Raw genomic sequence first — 23,138 nt, 5'->3', positions numbered from 1 at the left:
GCTGGGTCGGTGAGCAGCGAGCACGCCCAGGCCACCACCCCTCCGTCCGCCGCGAAGCGGCCCGTCACCCGGAGCCACCACGGCATCGACTTCGTCGACGACTACGAGTGGTTGCGCGACAAGGAGTCTCCGGACACGCTCGCGTACCTCGAAGCCGAGAACACCCACACCGACGCGGCGACCGAGCACCTCGGACCGCTGCGCGATCGGATCTTCGCCGAGGTCAAGAACCGCGTGCAGGAGACCGACCTCTCCGTGCCCGTGCGCATGGGCGGCTGGTGGTACTTCACGCGGACGGCCGAGGGCAGCCAGTACGGGGTGCACTGCCGAGCCCCGATCGCCGGCCCGGACGACTGGACGCCCCCGAGCGTCGGCGACGGAGACGGCACCCTGCCCGGGGAAGAAGTCGTCCTGGACGGCAACGCCCTGGCCGAGGGGCACGACTTCTTCTCGCTCGGCAGCTACGACCTGAGCGACGACGGCACCCGGCTCGTCTACGGCGTCGACGTCGAGGGCGACGAGCGGTACACGCTGCACGTCCGAGACCTGACCACCGGGCAGGACCTCGGCGACGAGATCCCGAACACCGGCGGCGGCGCCACGTTCGACCCGTCCGGCCGCTACGTCTTCTACCCCACCGTCGACGAGTCCTGGCGACCCGACCGCATCTGGCGGCACGCCGTCGGCTCGGCGGCTGCGGACGACGTCGTGGTCTTCGAGGAGCCGGACGACCGCTACTGGGTCGGTGTCGGGGTCACCCGGTCGTCGCAGTACATCGTCATCGAGCTCGGGTCGAAGATCACGTCCGAGGCACTCGTCCTCGACGCGGCGGACCCGACCGGGGAGTTCCAGGTCGTGTGGCCGCGCCGCGAGGGCGTCGAGTACGAGATCGAGCACGCGATCGTCGGCGGCAGCGACCGGTTCCTCGTCCTGCACAACGACGGCGCCGAGAACTTCGAGCTCGTCGACGTCCCGGCCGACGACCCGACGTCCGAGCAGGACCGCCGTGTCGTCGTCGCGCACCACCCCGAGCGGCGCATCGAGTCGGTCGACGCCTTCGCCGGCCACCTGGCGCTCGAGTACCGGTCCGAGGCGCTCCCGCGCGTCGCGGTCATCCCCATCGAGGGCGACGGCTACGGCGACGCGCACGAGGTCCCCTTCGACGAGGCCCTGTTCTCCGCGGGGCTCGGCGGCAACCCCGAGTGGGACCAGCCGACGCTGCGGATCGGGTACACGTCCTTCGTCACGCCGTCCGAGGTGAGCGACCTGGACCTGGCGACCGGCGAGGTCACGGTGCTCAAGCGGCAGCCGGTGCTCGGCGGCTACGACCCCGACGACTACGTGCAGGAGCGCGACTGGGCGACCGCGGCGGACGGCACGAAGGTCCCGGTCTCGCTCGTCTGGCGCCGTGACGCCGTCGACCCGGACCGTCCGGCCCCGCTGCACCTGTACGGCTACGGCTCCTACGAGCACTCCATCGACCCGGGCTTCAGCGTCATGCGGCTCTCGATGCTCGACCGCGGCGTCGTGTTCGCCGTGGCGCACGTGCGCGGCGGCGGCGAGATGGGCCGGCACTGGTACGAGGACGGCAAGACCCTCACGAAGAAGAACACCTTCACCGACTTCGTCGCGGTCGCCGAGCACCTCATCGACACCGGGCGCACGAGCGCCGACCGGCTCGTCGCCGAGGGCGGCAGCGCGGGCGGACTCCTGATGGGCGCCGTCGCGAACCTGGCGCCGGAGCGCTTCGCCGGGATCCTCGCCGCGGTGCCCTTCGTCGACGCCCTGACGAGCATCCTCGACCCGGACCTGCCCCTGACCGTGATCGAGTGGGACGAGTGGGGCGACCCGCTGCACGACCCCGAGGTCTACCGGTACATGAGCGAGTACACGCCGTACGAGAACGTCCGCGACGACGTGCAGTACCCGCGGATCCTCGCCGTGACGTCGATCAACGACACCCGGGTGCTCTACGTCGAGCCCGCGAAGTGGACCGCCAAGCTGCGGGAGGTCGGTGCGCCGGTGCTCCTGAAGACCGAGATGGCCGCGGGCCACGGCGGGGTGAGCGGCCGGTACGACTCGTGGAAGGAGCGGGCATTCGAGCTCGCCTGGCTGCTCGACGTCCTCGGGCTCGCCGAGGTGAACCCGGCCGCCGCGTCCGCTGAGCCGATCGCCGCCGGCTGAGTCCGTCGATCGCACACGCTCAGCGACACCTCACGGGCTGACCGCCGCGTGGAGTGTCGCTGAGCGCATGGAGTCGTGCCCCCGCGCCGGGCGTCACACGCGGTTGAGCGCGTGCACCGCCTGGTCGTAGGACTCCTCCGCCAGGCGCACGCGGTCCCCCGCGAGCACGCCGTAGCCGAAGGTGCCCTCGCCTCCGCGCTCGGCGATGCCCGAGTGCACCCGCAGCACGTCGAGGGCGTGGAGCGACCGCACGCGCTCGGTGAGCACGTCCGCCGCGTCGCCGATCCGCTTCCACAGCGCGTGCGGGAACGCGTCGTCGCCGAGGACGTCCATGGCCGCGCGAGCCCGGGTGGCCGCGCGCCAGGCGTCCTCGGTCGCAGCTCGCTCGGAGGCCTCGCGGTCGACCAGGCCCACGCTCTCGTCGTCGTCGGACACCGCGCGCTGCACGAGTTCCCGCACCCGCGGCTTCTCGATCGCCGAGACGTCCTGCGCGACGTGCTTCGGCGACCGGAGTGCCCAGTCCGTCGGCGCCGGCCGTTCCACCGCGTCGTCGAGGGCGTCGAGCAGTTCGAGGTACGGCTCGCCGTGCAGGAACGCGACGACCTCGCGCACGGCGACGGCCCGACGCTCCCGGGTGGCCGCGAGCACGCGCTCCCGGGTCATCGCGTCGACGAGCAGGTCCTGCGCCGGGGACGACGCGTACGGCAGCCGCTCCAGCAGGTAGTCGGCGAGGGCGGCCCGCGCCGTCACGGCCGCCAGGCCGTCCGCCGCCTCGGCCGCGTGGTCGGCCGCCTCGGTCGCGGCGAACGCCGGCCGGTACGAGCCGAGCACCGCGGCGACGCCGAGGGCGGTCCGGGCCGTCTCGCGGAGGTCCGCCTGCCCGCCGGAGCGGAGCCGCGCCTCCTGTTCGAGCCAGCTGCTGCGCAGCTTCTTGAGCCGCTTCGTCAGCGCGCGGGCGGCGGTCCCCTTCTCCGGCTTGTCCGCGGTCTGGAGGCGCGGTGCCGGTGCACCTGCCAGCCCACGTGCCAGCTTGGACGCGACGGCGGCCGGGGCGGCGCCGACGGCCGCGAAGCGCGCGTCGAGGGCCGCGAACAGCTCGTGCGCGACCTGCTCGTCCACGCCGTCGACGGTCTCGACCTCGACCTCGCGCCAGGTGCGCGGCGTGGTCGGCGCGTCGTCGTCCAGGCGCTGCGCGGCGACGCGGTCGTCCGCGAGCTCGGCGACCTGCTCACCGTCCTCGTCGAGGAGGCGGGTGATCGTGCGCGCCGTCGTGATGCGGACGACCGGGCGGAGTCCGCGCCCGCGACGCTCGGTGAAGAGCGCGGCGAGGACGGCGTCCGGGACGGCGTCGGCGTCCTCGGTCAGGGGGAAGTGCTGCTCGTGCCGGACGGTGTCGGACGCCGCGCGCTTGATGTGCCAGCCGGCGTCAGCCCCGCCGGTGCGTCGGCGGACGGTGACGCGGGCGGCGACGAGGTCGTAGCGCTCGGTGTCCCAGTAGGTGGCGTCGAGGGCGATCGGCGCCTGGTGGTCGGTCGCCAGGATGCTGCCGACGCCGATGAGGTCCGGCAGGTCCCCGCCCTCGGGCAGGTCGTAGGTGCGCTCGATCTCGAGGTGCGTGTCCGTCACGCGCTCCTGTCTACCAGGAGCCACCGGGTTCCCCGAACCGGCCGGGTTAGCCTGTGGACATGAGCGAGACGATCACCCGCGACGCGTTCGTGCCGAAGGCCGGCGGCGTCACGATGTTCACCACGACCTGGTGCGGCTACTGCGCCCGGTTGAAGAGCCAGATGACGAAGGCCGGCGTGCCCTTCCGCGAGGTCGACATCGAGCACACGCCCGGGACGGCCGAGCTCGTCGCCGAGGTCAACGGCGGCAACCAGACCGTGCCGACGCTGGTCTTCCCGGACGGCAGCACGGCGACGAACCCCTCGCTCGCCGAGGTCCAGTCCCGCATCTGACACGTCGCACCCCGAGACGAACAACGCGCCCCACTGTGACGGGGCGCGTTGTGCGTTCCGGGGTGCGATCGGCGGGGCCGCGCCGCCGCCGCGAAGGGCTCAGCGCGAGAGCGCCTCCGTGAGCAGCGCCGCCATCGCGTCGAGCTGGATGTCGCCGGAGTCGACGAGCTCCTCGTCCGAGCCGTCCAGCGCGCGAGCGGCCAGGGACGCCTTCGAGTCGATGAGCTCGGCGATCTTGGTGTCGATCGTCTGCGCGGCGATGATGCGCCACGCGGTGACCGGTTCCTCTTGCCCGATGCGGTGCACGCGGTCGATCGCCTGGGTCTGCTCGGCGCTCGTCCACGACAGCTCCGCGAGCACGACGTTCGACGAGACCTGCAGGTTCAGGCCGACACCGGCCGCGGTGAGCGAGCAGACGATCACGGCGACCTCGGGGTCGTTCACGAACGCGTCGATCTCGGCCGTGCGCTGCGCGGGCGTCTGGTCGCCGCGGACGGTCGCGGTCTTCAGGTGCCGGCGGGCGAAGACCTCCTCCGCCTGGTCCATCACGTCGAGGTGCTTCGCGAAGAACACGACCTTGCCGACGTTCGAGGCGAGCTGCGCCGCGTAGTCCGCCGCGAGCTGCGCCTTCGCACGGCCGATGCGCCGCACCATCGAGAACACGTTCTCGCCGGTCGACGAGGCGTCCTGGTCCTCGAGCTCCCAGCGGGCGACCTGGCGGACGAGCTTGTGGTCGATGCCGACGACGGGGTCCTGCCCGGTCCGGGCGTCGATCGCCTGGTGGTACCGACGGACGAGCTTCGCGGTGAGCTCGCGCTCGGCGTCGCGGATCGAGCGGCCCTCTTCGCCGTCGAGCTCGACCGGGATGTCGGCGATGCGTCGAGCGGGGATGTCCGCCGCGACGTCGACCTTGCGGCGCCGGACGATGCCCTGGTCGATGACGGCCTTCCGTGCCTCGACGAAGAACCCGGGGTCCGCCGGCGTCAGACCGATGTCCTCGAGCTCGTTCATGAGCTTCGCACGGGGCTTCTTGTCGTCGATCCACCCGAGGTACTCCCAGATCGTCCGGAAGTCCTCGACCGAGTTGATGAGCGGCGTGCCGGTCAGGGCCATGAGCAGCGGCGCCGCGACCCGCGACCGGATCTTCTCGGCGATCTGCAGCACGAACCGCGAGCGCTGCGAGTCCTTGTTCTTGATGAAGTGCGCCTCGTCGACGACCATGCCCTTGAACCCGAACGACCCGAGCCAGCCGGCGTGCCGGTCGAGGATCTCGTAGTTCACGATGACGATGTCGGCGAACCCGTCCAGGTCGCCGCCGTCGCCGTGGATGACCGTCGCGCGTCGGTTCGGCACCCAGCGCTCGGCCTCGCGCGCCCAGTTCGTCTTGACGACGTTCGGCACGACCACCAGCAGCGGGAACGCGTCGGCGGCGAGCAGCGACTGCGCGGTCTTGCCGAGGCCGGGCTCGTCGGCGAGCAGGAACGTGCGGTGGCCGTGCGACGCGGCGGCGACGAGCTCCGCCTGGTGCTTCATGAGCGTGGTGCCCGACTTCGAGTGCAGCGTCGAGGGCTCCGGCAGCGGCATCGACGCCGCGCCCCCGCCCGCGCCGTACTCGAACGACTTGAAGAGCGGACCGAACAGCTCCCAGTTCGCCAGGCGTCGCGGGTGGGCGACGGGCTGGTCGGCGAGCGCGAAGTCCGGCGGCAGGAAGGGGTTCGCGAGCTGCCGCTGCACGACGGCCTGCGGCACGACCGAACGGACCGGGCTCTCGACCACGGGCGACGGTTCCGCCGCGATGACGAGCTCCTCGGGCTGCAGCTCCATACCGCCCGCGATCATCATGTCCCGCTTGACGGTCCGCGTCGCCTCGCTGACGGAGGCCTCCTCGGTCAGCAGCTGGATCACGCTCGTGTCGCGGGCCGCGGTCTTCGCGAGGATGGTCGCGACGCCGTCGAGCCGCTTGAGCTGCTCCGCGCGCTGCGCGTCGGTGAGCTCCTGGTCGGCCTTAACCCGTGCGCGCTCCTCGCGCATGAGCAGGGCCACGGCCTGGAACTTCGACCGGTTCGACGCCTTCAGCGGGCCGCGCTGGGCAGCCGCCTCGACCTCGCGCACGGCACGCGCGAGGACCGGGATGACGCCGTCGTTGTCGAGCGGCCTGGTCCGACGCGACGCGGTCCGCGTCCCGCCGGCTGCACGCCGGGTGCCTGATCGAGCCAACGCTCCTCCTTGTTCCGCCCGTGTCCGGGCGAGCCGCCGTCGTGGCGGGAAGTCATCGACCGGCGCCTGGCGCGGCTCCGGTCCACGGGCCACCCTGGCCCGCTCGTTCGCCGGTCCCGCCTCGGGACGTCCGGTGGAGTCCCGCGGACCGTTCCGCCGTGACACCACTCGGTGTCGGACACGACGGTCCGCGCCGGGATCCGGCGCCGTCGCACGCACGCGACGCCCTGCTGGGCGGTCACGGATCCGGTCCCCGCGTCGGTCAAGCGACCGACCGCCGCATCCGGAATCGACGCAGCACGCGGGCACGCGGTGCGTGCTCTGGGCAGTTTACTCCCGCACCGCCGACACCGGCGACTCCACGCGACCCGCGCGCGTCGCGTGGGTGACCAGGCGCCGGACGGGAGGCACGTGGCGGCGCCGCCACGTGCCTCCCGTCCGTCGCCGCGTCACCGCGCGACCTCGCCCGGTGGGCCGGCCGCCGGTCAGACCTGGGGGGCCGACCGCGGACGGACCAGCCCGTCCGACGGCAGCGCGGGAGCCGCCTCGGCGAGCGCCGCACGCGTGGCAGCGAGGAGCTGCTGGGCCGTGGCGATGCCGTTCGCGGAGCCCGTCGTCGCCTGCCCACCGGCGTGCGCGAGGAGCTGCGCACCGATCGCCGGACCGATGCGGTCGGACTCGGCCGGGTTGCGCGCGACCCAGTCGCGGGCGACCGCGTCGGCGAGCCGCTCGGCCGCGGCACCCCGTTCCGCGTCGCCGCGCGACCGGTGCCACAACCCCGTGACGACCAGGTGTGCCACCACGGCGCCGATGTCCCGGACCGGGAACCCCCAGCCGGCGGTGTCGATGTCGAGCAGCCCGGAGATGCGCCAGGGCTCGTCCTCGTCGACGAAGACCTGCTCGAGGTGCAGGTCCCCGTGCACCACCTGCCGGGGCGCGCTGCCCCACCCGATCGAGCGGCGACCGATGTCGTCGTACAGCGCGTCGATCTCGACCGCGTCCTGCGGCAGCGCGGCGACGAGGGTCCGGCGGTGCCAGTCGGCGTGGTCCATCGCGTCCGCACGGGCCTGCTGCGTCATCGGCACCGCCGCGATCCGTCCCGTGAGCGCCGCGAGGGACGCGACGAAACGCGGGTCGTCGGCGATCTCGGTGATGCGGCTGCCGGCTGGGACGCCGCGGATGCGCTCGAGGACGAGGAGCCCGTCGCCGCGGCTCGACAGCACGCGCGGGACCGGGAGCCCGGCCGCCGCGAACTGCTCGTGCGACTCGACGATCGGGGCGACGCGGTGCGGGCGGACGATCTTCAGGAAGAGGGTGCGCTCGGGGGCGTCGACGCGGACCACCGCGCGCTTGCCCGGACGGTAGGCGGCGACCGAGAGCGTCGGGTCGGTGACCGGCATGCCGATGCCCGCGAGGAGCTCGGCCACCGCGTCGCGGTAGGTCACCTGCGGCAGGACCGGCAGGCCGGGGTCGTTCGGGTACGCCCAGACGGACACCGGGTCGCCGGTCGCCGGGTCGGTGACGATGGCGCTGTTCTGGTCGTGGGCCCCGCCGGTGTCGACGTAGGTCAGGACGGTCGACCGCTGGCCGGCGCGGTCGACCGTGTCGACCTCGTAGCCGTACAGGTATCCGTTGCCGGACGGCTCGACGGAGTGCGCCCGTGCGGCCACGACCGAGGTCCCGGAGCCGGCGAAGGCCTGCGGGATGACGCGCTCATGGTTGGGCCACACGGGACCAGTCAACCGTGCCGGTGCGGATTCGTCGCGATCGTGCACGGCTCGGCGTGCGGCTCGTGGCTAGCGTGGTCGACGTGAACCCGGTCTCGCGACTCCGCAGCTCCAGCCGGACCCCGTTCCTGCAGGTCGTGAAGACCGCGGTCGCGGTGGTCGCCGCCGTGCTGCTCTGCCGGCTCGTGATCGACGGCCCGTTCCCGACCTTCGCCGCGATCGCCGCGCTGCTCGTCGTGCAGCCGAGCATCAACCAGTCCTTCGTCAAGGGCCTCGAGCGCAGTGCCGGCGTCGTGCTCGGGGTGGTGCTCGCGACGGGGTTCCACCTGTGGCTCGGCGACGCCGTGTGGGTCGTGCTCGTGGTGATCGTGCTCGCGATCCTGCTCAGCTGGGCGCTCCGGCTGACCCCGACGTCCGCGACCCAGGTCGGCATCAGCGGCATGCTCGTGCTCACCGCCGGGGTGGTCACGCCGAACTACTCGGCCGACCGGATCCTCGAGACCGTGATCGGCGCGGTCGTCGCGCTCGTGGTGAACGCGCTCATCGTCCCGCCGGTGCTGCTCGAGCCCGCGCACCTCGCGGTCGCCCGGCTCGCACGCGACACCGCCGCGGCGTTCGAGCGGATCGCGATCGGGCTCACCGAGGGGTGGGACGACGACCGGTGGCACGAGGCACTGCTGCAGGCGCGGGCGCTCCGGCAGCAGCACGCCCGGGCCGAGGCCTCGCTCACCGCCGCCGGCGAGTCGCTCACCATGAACCCCCGGGGCGGACGGCACCGCACGATCCTGCAGCGGGACGTCGCGGTCGCCGAGCACCTGCGGGTCCTCGTGACGCGGGTCACCGGCATGACCCGGGCGATCCGGGACAACACCGCGCCGGGACTCCGCTCCGACCCGGTCGTCGGGAGCATCGCCACCGAGGTCGCCCGGATCGGCGCGGACGTCCGTGCGCTGAGCGCCCGCGTCGAGGCGACCCGGATCGACGCTCCGGACGGCACGGCGGCGCTCGACGAGGGACCGGACCCGGCCGAGGCCGCTGCGCCGGCGCTCACGGCACCGCTGCGGGTGGTCCGGCCGAACTCGCAGCACTGGGTGCTCATCGGCGCACTGCTCGAGGACATCCGGCGCGTTCGGGAGGAGCTGCTCGGCGAGGACGACTGACGCGGGCCCGTGGTGCTGGGCGCTGGTCGGGCCGCTGGTCGGGCCGCTGGTCGGGCGCGGGGCGCGCTCGGGCAGCTGGTCGCGCCGCGTCGTCGGTGATCGGTCCCGGCGCGGGCAGGTCAGGCGTCGGCGCGTTCGGCGTGCGTCGGCTCGTCGACGAGCTTCGTCGCGACGCGGGGCAGGTCCGCCCGGACCGGGCCAGCGTTCGTCGGCTCGTCGCTCGTCGGTTCGACAGCTGTCGGCTCGGCAGGCGTCGGCTCAGCGTCCGTCGGCCCGGCGCGCGTCAGGTCGGCGCGCGTCGGCCCGGAGTTCGCCAGGTCCGTGCTCGTCGGCTCGGCTGCCGTGGCTGCCGCGAGGGCGGCGCGCACGAGGTCGTCGCGCAGCCCCGGTTCCCCCGGCGCCCGGTCGCTCGTCGGCGCGTCCGGCACGAGCCGGCGACGCACCTCCGCCACGACCGCCTCGGGATCGGTCTCCCGGGCCGCGCGGCTCGCGGCGTCCGGGACGCTCGTCAACAGGTCGGCGACGACACGCTCGCGCCCACCGTCCTCCAGCTCGCCGAGCACGTCGAGGCCGTCCCAGGCCGCGTCGAGCTCCGCACGCAGGCGGACGAAGGCCGGGTGGTCCGACTGGTCGTTCATGGTGCCCCCACTCGGACGCTGCGTCGGGTACGCCGCGTCCGGGGGAACCATAGCAACGCGTTGTAGGGGTTTCACCACCCCACTCCGCGGGACAGACCGTTCTGCCCTCGTCCGCGGGCCTCGGGGCGCGCCGCGACCCCCGTTCCCAGGTGCCTCCGGGGCGATCATGTGACGAGATTCAGCGACTCCGGGGCCGGTACCGCCCCGACTGCCCCGTTCGATGCCACGATGGGCCGAGAGGAGGTCGATCATGCGCCTGTTGGTGGTCGAGGACGACGACGAGATGCGCGCGCTCATGGAGCGTGGGCTCGCGGCAGAGGGGTACCGCGTCACGGCGGTCGAGAACGGGGTCGAGGCGCTCATCGCCCTCGGCGAGCAGGGCTTCGACCTCGCGGTCGTGGACGTGATGATGCCGGGCATGTCCGGCTTCGAGCTGGCCCGCCGCATCCGCGAGCGCGAGGACCCGGTGCGGATCCTGCTCGTGACGGCCCGCGACGCCGTGGACGACCGGGTGTTCGGGCTCGACGCCGGCGCCGACGACTACCTGACGAAGCCGTTCGCCTTCGCCGAGCTCACCGCCCGGCTCCGCGCACTCGGCCGCCGTGAGAGCGCGGGTGCACCCCGCACGATCGAGGTCGGGGACGTCTCCATCGACTCCGAGGCCCGCCGGGTCTCGATCAAGGGCCAGCGCGTCGCCGTGAGCCCGACGGAGTTCGCGCTCCTCCGGCTCCTCGCCCGCTCGGTCGGCACCGTGGTCGACCGGCCGAAGATCCTCGAGGAGGTCTGGGACGGCTCGCAGCACGTCGACCCGAACGTCGTCGAGCAGTACATCTCGTACCTCCGCAAGAAGCTGACCTCGCACGAGGCGACGGTCGCCATCTCCACCGTCCGGGGCCGCGGCTACCGGCTCGACCTGCTCGGGGCGTGACCGGGTCGGCACCCGTCTCCGGGGTCGGCCGCGTCGGGCGCGGCCTGCCCCGGCCCCTCCGGGTGCTCTCGCTGCGGGCGCGCATCACGATCGGTTCGACGGCGATCGCCGCCGTGGTGATCCTGCTGCTCGTGCTCGTCATGCGCTTCCAGGTCGTCAGCGTCGTCGCGAGCGCCACGCGGACGCTGCTCGACGCCGACGTCGACCCGTACGTGGCCACCCTCGAGGTCGACAGCGACCCGGACCTGTCGGCCCCCGGCAACCTGCAGCTCGTCGCGGTCGTCGCCCCGTCCGGTGACATCCGGCTGTCGACGATGCCCGAGAGCGTCGAGCGGGCCCTCGGCAGCCTGACCGCACGGCCGGCCGGGGCGTCGCTCGTCGACGTCGCCGGGTCCGAGTACTGCGTCGTCATCGAGCACCCCGTGAACCAGGCCGGGCGGTGGACCGTCGTCGCCGCACGCAACTCGCAGGCCGAGGCCATCGTCGTCGACGACCTCACCACGACCCTGTCGCTCACCGGTCTGGCGATCCTCATCGCCTTCGGCATCGCGTCCTGGGTGCTGGCGACGACGGCGCTCCGCCCCGTGAACCGGATGCGCCGCGAGGCCGAGCGGCTCTCCGTCGCGCCCGAGCGCGCGGAGCTGCCGGTCGGTCCGGCGCAGGACGAGCTGGCCTCGCTCGCGACCACCCTGAACGCGTTCCTCGCGCGCACCCGCCAGGCGACCGAGCGCGAGCGGCAGATGGTGTCCGACGCGAGCCACGAGCTCCGGACGCCCCTCGCGATCCTGACCACGCAGCTCGACCTCGCGTCGCTCGATGCGGACGACGCCACGGCGCTCGCGGCGCACATCGACCGCGCGAAGCGGAGCGTGGCCCGGCTGTCCCGCCTGGCGAACGACCTGCTCACCCTGTCCCGCATCGAGGAGTCCGAGCGCCGCGAACAGGACGGCGGACCGCCACCGCTCGCCGCCTGGACGGACCTCGGTGACGAGGTCATGGCCGCCGTCGACCGCGTGCGGCTCATCGCGTCGACGAAGGACGTCACGGTCGACTTCGAGCTCGAGCCCCCGTCGTCGGCCGGCGGCACGGACGAGCCCCGCTACCGACTCGACACCGGGGGCATCGCCCAGCTCGTGACGAACACCGCGAGCAACGCCGTCGCGGCACTCCCCCGCGGCGGCGGCGTGTTCGTCTCGTGGCGCACCGAGGGGACCGAGGGGGTCCTGCAGGTCACCGACGACGGTCCCGGTGTGCCCGAATCGTTCATCCCGGTCGCGTTCGACCGCTTCACGCGTCCGGACGAGGCACGCACCTCGCGCCCCGACCCGGACCCCGCGACCGGCGCGGTCCCGATGCCGGGCGGCTCCGGCCTCGGGCTCGCGATCGTGCGCGCCATCGCGGAACGGGCGGGAGGCACGGCCACCCTCCGCAACGTCCGTTCCGGTGGGCTCGAGGTCACCATCCGCATCCCCGCCGTCCACGAGCCGGCATCGCGCGGCTGACCTCCGGCCGGGCGCCGGTCACTGGAAGTCGCGCGAGCGCGTCCGAACCGCCAGGGGCAGGTGCTCGATCCGGTCGGCGACCAGGTTCACCACCCCGTCCGGCGACCGCTCGAGGATCCCGCGGACCACGACCGCGGGTGACTCCCGCGCGACCCGGCGGTACCGTCCCCACACGCCGACGCTGCAGATGACGTTCACGAGACCGGTCTCGTCCTCGACGTTCATGAACGTGATGCCGGACGCCGTCGCCGGACGCTGTCGGTGTGTGACGATGCCGCCGACCTCCACCCGGCGCCCGGTCTCCGCCGTCGCGGTGTCCTGCACGCTGAGCACCCCGCGGGCGACGAGCCGGTCCCGGACGTGCCGGACCGGGTGGTCGTCGGTGGTCATGCCCGTCGACCACATGTCGGCGATGAGCACGTCACCGCTCGTCATCTGTCCGAACAGCGGCGGCTGCACCGTGACCTGCGTGCCCGGGAGCTGGTCGGGACGCTCGGCCGCGGCCTGGGCGGCCGACCACATCCCGCTCCGCCGGTCGATCCCCAGGCCCGCGAACGCGTCGGCGGCAGCCAGGGCCTCGAGCTGCGCGGTCGTCAGCCGGACCCGCCGGGCCAGGTCGGACATGTCCGTGAAGGGTCCGTGCGCGGTGCGCTCGGCGACGATCGTCTCGGCGCTCCGCCTGCCGAGCGAGGCGACCTCGGCCAGCCCGAGCCGGACCGCGTACGCGCCGTCGCGACGGTGCCGTGCGGTGTCGTCGGGCGTCGCCGGGTCGAACGGCAGCACGGGCGGCTGCTCCTCCGCCGTGCACGCATCGTCGCCGGTCGCCCCGGAGGCGTCGCCCAGCGCCTCGAGCGTGGCGTCGACCCCGGAGCGCAGCACGTCGGGTCGGAGCACCTGCACACCGTGGCGCCGGGCGTCCGCCACCAGGGTCTGCGGCGAGTAGAACCCCATCGGCTGGGCGCGGAGCAGCGCGGCGAGGAACGCCCCCGGGTAGTGCAGACGCATCCACGCGCTCGCGTACACGATGAGGGCGAAGCTGATCGAGTGGCTCTCGGCGAACCCGAAGTTCGCGAACGCCTGGATCTTGGCGTAGATGGCGTCGGCGTCCTCGCCGTGGATGTCGTTCGCCGCCATCCCGGCGTAGAGCTTCTCGCGCAGTCGCTCGATCTTCTCGAGGCCCCGCTTCGACCCCATCGCACGACGGAGCAGGTCGGCGTCGTCGCCGGAGCACCCGCCGACCGCGATCGCCATCTGCATGAGCTGCTCCTGGAAGAGCGGCACCCCGAGCGTCCGTTCGAGCACGGGTTCGAGCGACGGGTGGATGTAGGTGATGGGCTCCTCGCCGGTCCGTCGACGGATGTACGGGTGCACCGCGCCGCCCTGGATCGGCCCCGGTCGGACGAGGGCGACCTCGATCACCAGGTCGTAGAACCGCCGCGGCAGCAGCCGGGGCAGCGTGCCCATCTGCGCCCGGGACTCTACCTGGAACACCCCGATCGTGTCCGCGCGGCACAGCTGGTCGTAGACGCCCTGCTCTTCCTTCGGGATGGAGTGCATGTCCCACCGCTCCCCGCAGTGCTCGGCCGCCAGGTCGAACGAGTACTGCAGGGCCGCGAGCATGCCGAGGCCGAGCATGTCGAACTTCACGAGCCCCATGAACGCGCAGTCGTCCTTGTCCCACTGCAGGACCGTGCGACCGTCCATCCGGGCGTGCTCGATCGGCACGACCTCGCCCACGGGACGGTCGGTCAGCACCATGCCCCCGGAGTGGATGCCGAGGTGCCGCGGGAACCCGAGGACCTGCTGCGCCATGTCGACGACCGTGTCCGGGATGTCGTGGTCCTGGCTCTCGGTCACCGACCCCCAGCGCTCGACCTGCTTCGACCAGGCGTCCTGCTGCCCGGGGCTGTGCCCGAGGGCCTTCGCCATGTCCCGGACCGCGCCCTTCGGCCGGTAGGTGATCACGTTCGCGACCTGCGCGGCGTTGAACCGGCCGTACTTGTCGTAGACGTACTGGATGACCTCCTCGCGGCGGTCCGAGTCGAAGTCGACGTCGATGTCCGGCTCCTCGTCGCGCATCGCCGACAGGAACCGTTCGAACGGCAACCCGTAGCGGATCGAGTCCACCGCGGTGATCTCGAGCAGGTAGCAGACCGCCGAGTTCGCCGCCGACCCGCGCCCTTGGCACAGGATGCCCCGCTCGCGGGCGAACTGCACCATGTCACGGACGATGAGGAAGTAGCCCGGGAAGTCCTTGTCGGCGATCACGGAGAGCTCGCGTTCGATGCGCTCGCGCTTCACGGGGTCGACGCCGTCCGCGCTGCCCGGGTAGAACCGGCGGGCCCCGCGCCAGGTGAGCTCCCGGAGCCACGTCATCGTGGTGTGCCCCTCGGGGACCTCGACGTCGGGCAGCCCGGGCTTCGCCGTCCGCAGTCGGAAGCCGAGTTCGTCCGCCAGCTCGACGCTCGTCGCGACCGCTCCCGGGTACCGGGCGAAGCGCCTGGCCATCTCGGCGCCGGAGCGCAGGTGCGCGGTCGGGGCAGCCGGCAGCCACCCGTCGATCTCGTCGAGGCTGCGCCGTGCACGCACCGCGGCGAGGGCGGTGGCCACGGGGAACTGGTCGGGGGTGGCGTAGTGCACGTTCCCGGTCGCGACGACCCGCAGGGCGTGCCGCGCTGCGAGCCCGGCCAGGACGTCGTTCCGGGCCGTGTCGAGCGGATCGCCGTGGTCGGTGAGCTCGACGACGACCCCGGCGGTGCCGAACCGGTCGAGCAGCGCCCGGAGGGCTTCGTCCGCGGCGGACTCGCCCCCACGTTCGAGGGCCTGCCGCACCGTCCCCTTGCGGCAGCCGGTGAGGACCCGCCAGTGCCCGTCCGCCTGCGCCGCGAGGTCGTCCAGGTCGTACCGCGGCCGGCCCTTCTCGGCGCCGGCGGCCAGGTGCGCGCGCGTCACGGCTCCGGCGAGCCGGTGGTAGCCGTCCTGACCGTCCGCGAGCAGCAGCAGGTGCGTGCCCTCGGGGTCGGGGACGCCGTTCTGCGGCCCGGTCAGCCCGAGGGACAGCTCGGTGCCGTAGACCGTCGACACGGTCGGGTACGCCTCGGCCACCTCGGCCATCCGGGCGGCACCGTAGAACCCGTCGTGGTCGGTCAGCGCCAGCCCGTGCAGGTGCAGGCGCGCCGCTTCCTCGACCAGGTGCTCCGGTCCGCTCGCACCGTCGAGGAAGCTGAAGGTCGAGTGCGCGTGCAGCTCGGCGTACGGCACGACGGGGTCGCCGTCGTCGGACGGCGGCGGTGGCGGGACGTAGCGGGAGCGCTTCCGCGACCACGCGGGGCTGTCGCCGCCGTCACCGGCGTGGGCCGCGTCCGGGCGCTTGTCGGAGAGCGCGCGCTCGAACTGCGACCACGGGATGGGTGGGTTGCTGTAGCCCATCAGGTACCTTCCGTCACGTCGCGACCGCCTCGGCCCACCAGCGGTGGTCGGCGAGCACCAGGTACCACGCCCGGCCGCCCTCGTCGACGAGCTGCAGACGGTGCAGTCGACGACCGCCCGACTCCCACCAGCGCACGACGAGCGGCCACGGTCCCGCCCACGCCGTCACCGACGCGAAGCCGCCGCCGCGCTCCCCGTCGGCCCGGAACCGCTCCGGGGCTCCGGTCAGCGCCCCGCGGTCGTCCACGTCGACGGTGCCGCCGTCCGCCGTGACGACGTCGACCGGGCGCGGTCGTTCGAGCACGGTCGCCGGTGGCGGTCCCGGGAGCCTGCCGGGCCAGGGACGGTCACGGACGGTCGCCAGGGCACGCTCGCCCCCGGCCGGCGCGTCGCCCCACGGCACGAGCACGACGCGCTCGGCCAGCGTGCGGCCCCCGCCGATCCGCGGTGTGACGACCCCGTCGTGCCCGACGAGCCCCTGCACGCGGGCCAGGGCGTGGTGCACGCGTTCGTCGGGACCGGTCCCCCACAGCCCACGCTCGTGGTTCGCGGCGTCGTCCACCGCGACCGGTTCGAGCACGACCTGCACCACCGGTGCCTCGAGTCCCGAGGGGTCGACCCCGCCGGCGAGCTGCCACCGCACCCGGTCGACCACGTCGGCCGCGTCGAACCAGCGGGGGTGCACCCAGGTCCGCTCGAGCAACAGGTCGCGCTCGTCGACGATGCCGACCCGGATCGTCGTCGCCACGAGCCCCGCGGACCGCAGCCGCGCGGCGAAGTCGTCCGCCGACCGTCGGAACGCGAACGCGACCTGGTCGGCGCGGTCGAGCGGCGGTTCGAACGACGCCTCGACCCGGAGCTCGGGGGGCACCGCGCGCGAGGCGACCTCGCGCGGGTCGCGGCCGCCCGCGAGCCGGTGCAGGAAAGCGCCGGCGACCCCGAACCGGTCACGCACCTGCTCGTCGCCGAGTGTCGCGAACTCCCCGAGCGTCGCGATGCCGAGCCGCCCGAGCACCATCGCCAGGTCGGGGTCGCCGAGCACCCCGAGCGGCAGGTCGGCCAGGAAGTCCGAGGATCCCCCGACGGGCACGATCCGCACGCGTTCGCCGGGGCGCACCGGGCGTGCCCGGGCGGCCTGCTCCGCGGCGAACGGGGTGTCGGCGACCCCGGCACGCACCCCGGGCGCCCCGTGGTCGGCCGCGATGCCCGCGAGCGTCGCGGCCGCCGCACGTTCGCCGCCGTAGTACCGCGCCGGGCCGCGGGAGCGCAGGGCCACCGTGCCTGGTCGCAGGACCTCGACCCCGGGGACGGCCGCCTCGATCGCGCGGATCACCGGTTCGAACGCCCGGTGGTCGAGCGCGTCGTCGTACGGCTGCACCACGAGCTCCGGGCAGCGTGCCTGCGCCTCGCGCACCCGCAGCCCGCGGACCACCCCCTGCTGCCGAGCAGCGGCGGAGCTCGCGAAGACCTGCCCGTGCACCACCAGGGCGAACGGCTGGTCCGGTGGTGTCCCCGCCGCCCGTGCGGCGGCGATCACCGGCCAGTCCGGGCACCACAGCACGACCGTCCGGGTGGGCGGGGGCTCCGGCAGGGCCCCGCCGCGGGCGACGGCGTCGGCCCGGACGGTCGCGGGTCCGGGCACACCGCTCCCCCGCACCGCCACGCGCGGTCCGGTCGTCCGGGTGCGCCCGCCGCCGCGCGGACTCACGAGGCCACCGCCACCGGGCGGAGCACCCGCGTGTCGGACGCCCCGGCCGCCGCCAGCGGATCGGCAGCACGCACCGCGCCGTCCGCCGCCGGCAGGAGCAGGTCGGCGCTGACCGGACGTCCGGCCCCCGCGCGTCCCGAGGCCGTGACGGTGGCCCGACGCTCGGTCAGGTGTCCGTGTCCGTCGCCGATGCCGCTCCACACCGAGTCGGTCACCCGGAGCGTGACGTCCGCGCCCGGCCAGGCCCCCAGCGCGACGAGCGCCCCGCCGCGCTGGCGGAGCCGGGCACCCAGCCGGGAGACGTCACCGGGCACCACGCGCCCGAGCGGCCGGGTGAGGACGACCTGCGCGACGTCGACGAGCGCTGCGGTCACGGTGAGCCACTGGTCACCCGGGTCGGGGACGAGCACGAGGCGTTCGAGGTCGATCCCCATCGCGGCCGCGGCCTCGACCCCGAGGGACGGCACGCCCACCACGGCACACCAGGCCCCCTCGGCCGAGGCCGCCTGCAGCATGGTCATCGCGAGCAGCACCGACTCCTGCACGGCGTAGGAACCGCCGACACGGATCGCACCGCCCGGCAGCAGGGGCTGCAGCGCCGACGCGGTGGGCAGGCCCTGCACGTCGACCCGGGGGGCTTCCATCTCGGCGACCCGGGAGCGCAGCGCGGTGATGCGGTCGAGCGCCGCACGAGCATCCCCGAGGTGGTCGACACGGCTCGGGCGAGCAGCACCGGCGGGCCCGGTCGACTCCCGCCGGGGTTGCCGCGGGGACCCGGGCGACCGGAGTGCCGCCGCCGTCTGCATGCCCTCATATTCGAACATGTGTTCGATGATGTCAACCGGGTCCGACATCCGGTGGACAACCGGATCGAACACCCGTTCGACACGCCGAGTGCACCTGCGCGCACGCACGTACCAGCCCGCGCACACGCGTACGCACCCGCCCGGCACACGCGTACGCACCCGTACGCGCACGCCCGCCGCGCCCGCGCCCGCGCCCCTACCAGCGCCCGACGATCCCCAGCCCGCCGAACACCGACCGCGTCTTCGCCTCGACCTCGTCCGCCTCGTCCGCCGCCACCGAGGACCACGTCACCGCACCCCCGGCCCCGAACGTCCTCGTCCGCACCGCGCCCGCGTCGTCGAGGACCGTCACCAGTGTGCGGATGGCCACCGACAGGTCGACCGAGCCGTCCGCCGAGAAGTACCCGATCGCCCCCGAGTACACCCCGCGCGGCGCCCCTTCGAGCCGGTCCGCGATCGCCGACGCGCTCGGCTTCGGCGCGCCCGTCATCGACCCAGGCGGGAAGGCCGCGCGCACGACCTCGGCCCGTGACGTCCCGTCCGGCAGCACCGCCGTGACCGTCGACACCAGCTGGTGCACGCTCGCGTACGTCTCGACGTCGCACAGGCGCTCCACCCGGACCGACCCCGGCCGCGCCGAACGCAGCAGGTCGTTCCGGAGCAGGTCGACGATCATCACGTTCTCGGCGCGGTCCTTCGCACTCGCCGCGAGCCCGGTCCGCACGGCCAGGTCCCGCTCCGGGTCGGGGTCGCGCGGACGGGTCCCCTTGATGGGTTCCGCGACCACGCGCCCGGTCGCCTCGATGCGCAGGAACCGCTCCGGGGACCGGCTCGCGACCCGCAGCGGGCCGAGTCGCAGGTAGGCGCCGAACGGGACGGGGTCGACGGCACGCAGCCGCAGGTACTCGTCCAGGTGCGGGTCCGTGCCGGACCCGACCCGCGCCTCCAGGCCGACCGCGAAGGCGGTGGTGAGGCAGACCTGGAACGCGTTGCCCTCGCGGATCTCCGCACGGCAGACCTCGACCGCCGTCTCGTACGCGGCGCGCGGGACGCGGCCGGTCGCCGTGCCGGACGGGAGGATCGTGGCGGCGTCCGCCGATCCCGCTGCAGTCGTCGGGACCGGCACCGGCACCGCGTCGAGCCACGCCCGGTTCGCCGCGCTGGCCGCCGCCTCTGCCGGGTCGACGAGCGCGAGGGCCCACGTGCCACCGCGCGCGTCGACGACGACCGCACGGTCGACGAACCGCAGGTCGGCGTCGGCGTGGCCGTCAGCGGTCCGGTCGGGGCCGTCGACCTCGCGGCCGAGCTCGTGGCCGAGGAACCCGACCCAGCCGAGCGCGAAGCCGCAGCCGTCCACCGGGGCGTCGAGCCGCGGCGTCCGGTCGAGCAGGTCGGCGAGCACCACGAAGGCGGGCCGGTCCTCGGTCCGGGTCCCGTCGAACCAGCGCTCGGCGGCCGGGCTGACGGAGATGTGGGCCAGCCGGTCCTCGTGCCGGAAGCGCGTCGCGAACGGCCCGTCCGTGCACGCGACCACCGACCAGCGGGCTCGATCGTGGGCGGTGTCCGGCGCACCGGTCGGCAGTGCCGAGTCGAGCCAGACGACGTCCGCCGGGGTCGCGGCGCACATCGCCCCGAGGTCCGGCGCGGCGCCCGTGCCGTCGGTCAGCCGACGGACGACGACCCGCGCTCCGGTCAGACCGCCGCGATCGTCCACGAGGCGGCGTGGGACGCACCGGGCTCGAGCACGACGAGGCCCGCGTCCGCGCCGGCGTTGAACGCGTCGGGGGCGCAGGTCATCGGCTCGACGGCCAGGCCGGCGCGGTGGTACTCGGGTACGACGTGGTCGGCAGTGTGGACCTGGACCCACGGGCACTCCGGACCGAACGCGACGCGGACCCCGTGTCCGTCGGCGGCGGTGAGCACGATGGTGGCGGTGCCGGCGTCGTCGCGGTCGAAGTCCGTGAAGGCGTGGTCGATGAACCGGTCACCGATGGGCGTGGGGGTGCGGAGGTCGAACGCGTCGTGCACGTCCGCGAGGCCCGTCGGGGCGAGGCGGTCCTCGGTCACCTCGAGCACCCGGGCCGCGGGCAGCGTCAGGGTCCAGTCGTCCACCCGGCCGGCCCCACCGACCAGGTACGGGTGCGGCCCGGTCCCCCACGGCGCTGCGGCACCGCCCGTGTTCGTGCCCGTGATCGTGGTGTGGAGCCCGTCTGCGTCGAGGTGGAACGCGACGAGGACCTCCACGCGGAAGGGGTAGCCCTCCTGGGCGGCCACCGTGGTGGCGAGGACGGCCCGGTCGGGCTCGTGGGACACCGTGCGGAAGTCGGTCCACGCGACGAGACCGTGCAGGGCGTGGTGCCGCTTCGGCTCGGTCAGGGCGAGCTCGTGCTCCTGGCCGCCGAACGTGTAGCGACCGTCGACGACCCGGTTCGGCCACGGTGCGAGGACGGCGCCGCGGAAGGCCGGGCGGACCTCGTCGGCGTCGAACGGCACGACCAGGTCGCGGCCCTCGTACCGGAGGGTGCGGAGCGACGCCCCCACCGAGGCGATCTCGGCCGTGTAGCCGGCTGCGGTGATCGTCAGGGCGGATCCGGACAGGGGCGCGTCGTTGCTCATGCGCAACAGCGTAGTGGGGCCGCCGGACGCCCTCGGGCACGGGTACGGGTGGCGGGAACGGAACAACCCCGTCGCTCGTGAGCGACGGGGTTGTTCCGTGTCGTGTTCGGGTGGATCTGAGGGGACTCGAACCCCTGACCCCCTGCATGCCATGCAGGTGCGCTACCAGCTGCGCCACAGACCCGTACGGGTGTTGCTGTGTTCCGTGTCCCCGTTCCCGGAGGCACCATGGAAGCGTACACCACGCGAACGCCGGGTGACGAAATCGGCCTCGTCACCCGGGCGCGTCGCGAGCGGGCGGCGCTCAGACCGACTGGTCGGCGGCCGCGGTCTGGTCGACCGACAGCTCGAGCGGGATGGTCGGGCAGTCCGACCAGAGACGCTCGAGCGAGTAGTACTGACGGTCTTCCTCGTGGAAGACGTGCACGACGATGTCGCCGAAGTCGATGAGGACCCAGCGGCCCTCGGTCCGTCCTTCGCGACGGAGGGGCTTGGCACCGGCCTGGATCAGGCGGTCCTCGACCTCGTCGGCGATGGCGAGCACGTTGCGCTCGTTCCGGCCGGTCGCGAGCAGGAACACGTCGGTGAGCTGCAGTGGTCCGGTCACGTCGAGGGCGACGAGGTCCTCTGCCTGCTTGTCGTCGGCCGCGGTGGCCGCGAGCTGTACGAGTTCCAGTGCGCGTGGGGAGGCGGTCACGGAGTCCTTCCGGTCGGTCGGACCCGCGGTGTGCGGGCCCCGGTGATGGGACCCGATCATAGGCCACCCCGCCGACACCGGCCAGGCCGGGCAGCGGGGTGGGTGATCGGGACGGTAGTGGCCGGGTCAGCCGCCCATGTGCGTGGTGACGAGCGCGACGATGATCACGGCCGCCGCTGCGACGCCGACGGCCCCCACGGTCACGCCGAGGATCACCGGCGTGCGGGACTCCTTGGGCTTCGCGGCCGCGAGCACGACCTGGCGCGTCGACGTGTGGCTCGAGATCGCACGGCTGGCCCGGACCGGGCTGGCGTCCGTCTCGGGCTGCTCGTCGTGCTGCTCGAGCAGACGGTCGACCTCGGCCCCGTCGATCGGCCGGTGCGACCCGGTCGACGACAGCGACGCCGGCAGGTCGATCGACCCGGTGAGGATGACCTCGCCGGTGGCGTTCAGCGCACCGGTGGGGTCCGCGAGGGCCGAGTCGGGCAGGACGATCGAGTTCGTGTTGTGCACGGCGACGCGGCGGGTGCCGGTCTCCTCGTCGTGGACCTCGGCGTCGTTCGAGTCGTGCGCGAGCTGCGACCAGTGTCCGGTCGGCGGGGCGAACGCCGTCGTCACGGGCTTCGGCTCGACCGGCCGACGGAACGCGTCGGGGACGGCCGGGGCGTCGAGCTCGTCGTCGGGGTCCCTCGTGGCGGCCGGCTGCTGGACCGGGACCTCGTTCGTGTCGTCGTCGAGCGACAGCGGGAAGACACCGGGGGTCGCGGACGACGGCACGCTCGGGACGGCGGGGGCCCCGGGCAGCGGCGCAGCGGTGGGCGCGGCGTCGACCGACCCGTCCTCGGCAGGGGTCTCGTCGTCGTGCGCGGCCCAGGTGGACCGGTGTCGTCGGGGTTCCTCGGCGTGCGCGGCGGCCTCGCTGAGGGGTTCGATCGCGTCCGGGGAGCCGTCCGCCTCGGTCGCCTGCGCGATCGCGGCGTCGTCCAGGACGTCGGACTCGGGTTCGGCGACCTGATCCGTCGCGGACTCCTCGTCACGGCGGCCGTCGGACGGCACGACGGCGGGCTGCGGCGCCGAGCCGGGCGGACGTCCGCCGTCGGCACCGCGGTCGAGGGTGTCGACCGACCCGATGACGTCCTGCACGGTCCGGTCCGACGACTGCGGGGTCGGTGCACGGAGCGGGACGGGCTGGACGGCCTGGCCCTCGGCCTCGCGCAGGAGCCGGAGCTGCCGGCGGGTCATGCCGCCGGTCCCGGGGACGATCTCGGTCGCCGAGGCCGGCACGGTCGTCACGGGCACGCTGGTCACGGGCACCGACGGGACCGGCGCGGAACCCCCGGGCGCAGGAGCGATCGGCGCCGACGGGACGGAGGAGTCCGGCGCGGACGGAACGGACGAGTCCGGCGCCGACGGGACCGGTCGCTGGGCAGGACCGTTCAACGACGGGGCCACGTGCGAGCCGGGCCGACGCCGAGGCTCCTCGGTCCGGTCGGGGGCGGCGACGGTCGGCGGAGGCGTGACGGGCTGCGAACCCGCTGCGGCGGCACGCTCCCGCTCGCGCGCCTGGC

The 23,138-nt window shown here is 74.0% G+C and carries 16 protein-coding genes and 1 tRNA gene; 5 read left to right on the top strand and 12 right to left on the bottom strand.

Annotation, left to right across the window (positions count from 1 at the left end):
• The first annotated feature begins 9 nt into the window (after window positions 1–9).
• A complete protein-coding gene (locus FB462_RS06295; protein ID WP_141860766.1) occupies window positions 10–2,184 on the top strand; it encodes a S9 family peptidase in 2,175 nt (724 codons plus the stop codon).
• Window positions 2,185–2,277: 93 nt separating this feature from the next.
• On the opposite strand, the gene FB462_RS06290 is transcribed toward FB462_RS06295, so the two are convergent.
• Window positions 2,278–3,810 carry a CYTH domain-containing protein gene (locus FB462_RS06290; RefSeq protein WP_167510031.1) on the bottom strand — a complete coding sequence of 511 codons (1,533 nt, stop codon included), beginning with the start codon at window positions 3,808–3,810 and terminating at the stop codon, window positions 2,278–2,280.
• Window positions 3,811–3,869: 59 nt separating this feature from the next.
• Here FB462_RS06290 and FB462_RS06285 point away from each other — a divergent pair, with 59 nt between their 5' ends.
• On the top strand, window positions 3,870–4,142 hold the full coding sequence (locus FB462_RS06285) for a mycoredoxin (protein WP_141860762.1): 273 nt from the start codon (window positions 3,870–3,872) through the stop codon (window positions 4,140–4,142).
• Between the two features lie 99 nt (window positions 4,143–4,241).
• On the opposite strand, the gene FB462_RS06280 is transcribed toward FB462_RS06285, so the two are convergent.
• Window positions 4,242–6,359 (bottom strand): DEAD/DEAH box helicase, encoded by a 2,118-nt coding sequence (locus tag FB462_RS06280; RefSeq protein WP_167510030.1) that lies wholly within the window; start codon window positions 6,357–6,359, stop codon window positions 4,242–4,244.
• A gap of 485 nt (window positions 6,360–6,844) precedes the next feature.
• The gene (locus FB462_RS06275) at window positions 6,845–8,089 is read right to left on the bottom strand and encodes a phosphotransferase enzyme family protein (RefSeq protein WP_141860759.1); all 1,245 of its coding nucleotides are present in this window, start codon (window positions 8,087–8,089) and stop codon (window positions 6,845–6,847) included.
• Between the two features lie 80 nt (window positions 8,090–8,169).
• On the opposite strand from FB462_RS06275, the gene FB462_RS06270 reads away from it, so the two are divergent.
• Entirely contained in the window at window positions 8,170–9,246 is a 1,077-nt protein-coding gene (locus FB462_RS06270) for an FUSC family protein (RefSeq protein WP_114849203.1), read from the top strand.
• A gap of 119 nt (window positions 9,247–9,365) precedes the next feature.
• Here FB462_RS06270 and FB462_RS06265 read toward each other — a convergent pair whose 3' ends face one another.
• Complete coding sequence (locus FB462_RS06265; RefSeq protein WP_141860757.1) at window positions 9,366–9,884, bottom strand: hypothetical protein; 519 nt, start codon at window positions 9,882–9,884, stop codon at window positions 9,366–9,368.
• A gap of 250 nt (window positions 9,885–10,134) precedes the next feature.
• On the opposite strand from FB462_RS06265, the gene FB462_RS06260 reads away from it, so the two are divergent.
• Together FB462_RS06260 and FB462_RS06255 are read left to right on the top strand one after the other, a co-directional pair.
• On the top strand, window positions 10,135–10,812 hold the full coding sequence (locus FB462_RS06260; protein ID WP_058741664.1) for a response regulator transcription factor: 678 nt from the start codon (window positions 10,135–10,137) through the stop codon (window positions 10,810–10,812).
• Window positions 10,809–12,314 (top strand): sensor histidine kinase, encoded by a 1,506-nt coding sequence (locus FB462_RS06255; protein WP_141860755.1) that lies wholly within the window; start codon window positions 10,809–10,811, stop codon window positions 12,312–12,314. The genes FB462_RS06260 and FB462_RS06255 overlap by 4 nt, the downstream gene beginning before the upstream one ends.
• Before the next feature lie 18 nt (window positions 12,315–12,332).
• Here FB462_RS06255 and FB462_RS06250 read toward each other — a convergent pair whose 3' ends face one another.
• From FB462_RS06250 to FB462_RS06215, 8 genes are all read right to left on the bottom strand, one after another.
• Window positions 12,333–15,743, bottom strand: a complete 3,411-nt coding sequence (locus FB462_RS06250; protein ID WP_114849076.1) for an error-prone DNA polymerase — start codon at window positions 15,741–15,743, stop codon at window positions 12,333–12,335.
• Between the two features lie 13 nt (window positions 15,744–15,756).
• Window positions 15,757–17,385, bottom strand: coding sequence for a DNA polymerase Y family protein (locus FB462_RS06245; protein ID WP_141860753.1), 1,629 nt, complete (start codon window positions 17,383–17,385; stop codon window positions 15,757–15,759).
• Window positions 17,386–17,447: 62 nt separating this feature from the next.
• On the bottom strand, window positions 17,448–18,275 hold the full coding sequence (locus FB462_RS06240) for a hypothetical protein (protein WP_229666833.1): 828 nt from the start codon (window positions 18,273–18,275) through the stop codon (window positions 17,448–17,450).
• Window positions 18,276–18,453: 178 nt separating this feature from the next.
• Complete coding sequence (locus tag FB462_RS06235; protein WP_141860751.1) at window positions 18,454–19,971, bottom strand: anthranilate synthase component I family protein; 1,518 nt, start codon at window positions 19,969–19,971, stop codon at window positions 18,454–18,456.
• Entirely contained in the window at window positions 19,950–20,873 is a 924-nt protein-coding gene (locus FB462_RS06230; RefSeq protein WP_141860749.1) for an aldose 1-epimerase family protein, read from the bottom strand. Before FB462_RS06230 ends, FB462_RS06235 begins: the two co-directional genes overlap by 22 nt.
• Window positions 20,874–20,984: 111 nt before the next feature.
• Window positions 20,985–21,057: transfer RNA gene (locus FB462_RS06225), tRNA-Ala, on the bottom strand.
• A gap of 120 nt (window positions 21,058–21,177) precedes the next feature.
• Entirely contained in the window at window positions 21,178–21,570 is a 393-nt protein-coding gene (rsfS, locus tag FB462_RS06220) for a ribosome silencing factor (RefSeq protein WP_114849200.1), read from the bottom strand.
• Between the two features lie 126 nt (window positions 21,571–21,696).
• On the bottom strand, window positions 21,697–22,878 hold the full coding sequence (locus tag FB462_RS06215) for a hypothetical protein (RefSeq protein ID WP_141860747.1): 1,182 nt from the start codon (window positions 22,876–22,878) through the stop codon (window positions 21,697–21,699).
• Window positions 22,879–23,138 lie beyond the last annotated feature (260 nt).

The organism is Curtobacterium citreum, from assembly GCF_006715175.1.
GTDB classification, from domain to species: Bacteria; Actinomycetota; Actinomycetes; order Actinomycetales; family Microbacteriaceae; genus Curtobacterium; species Curtobacterium citreum.
The sequence above is the reverse complement of the archived record's forward strand: the minus strand, read 5'-3'. Positions and strand labels throughout refer to the sequence as shown.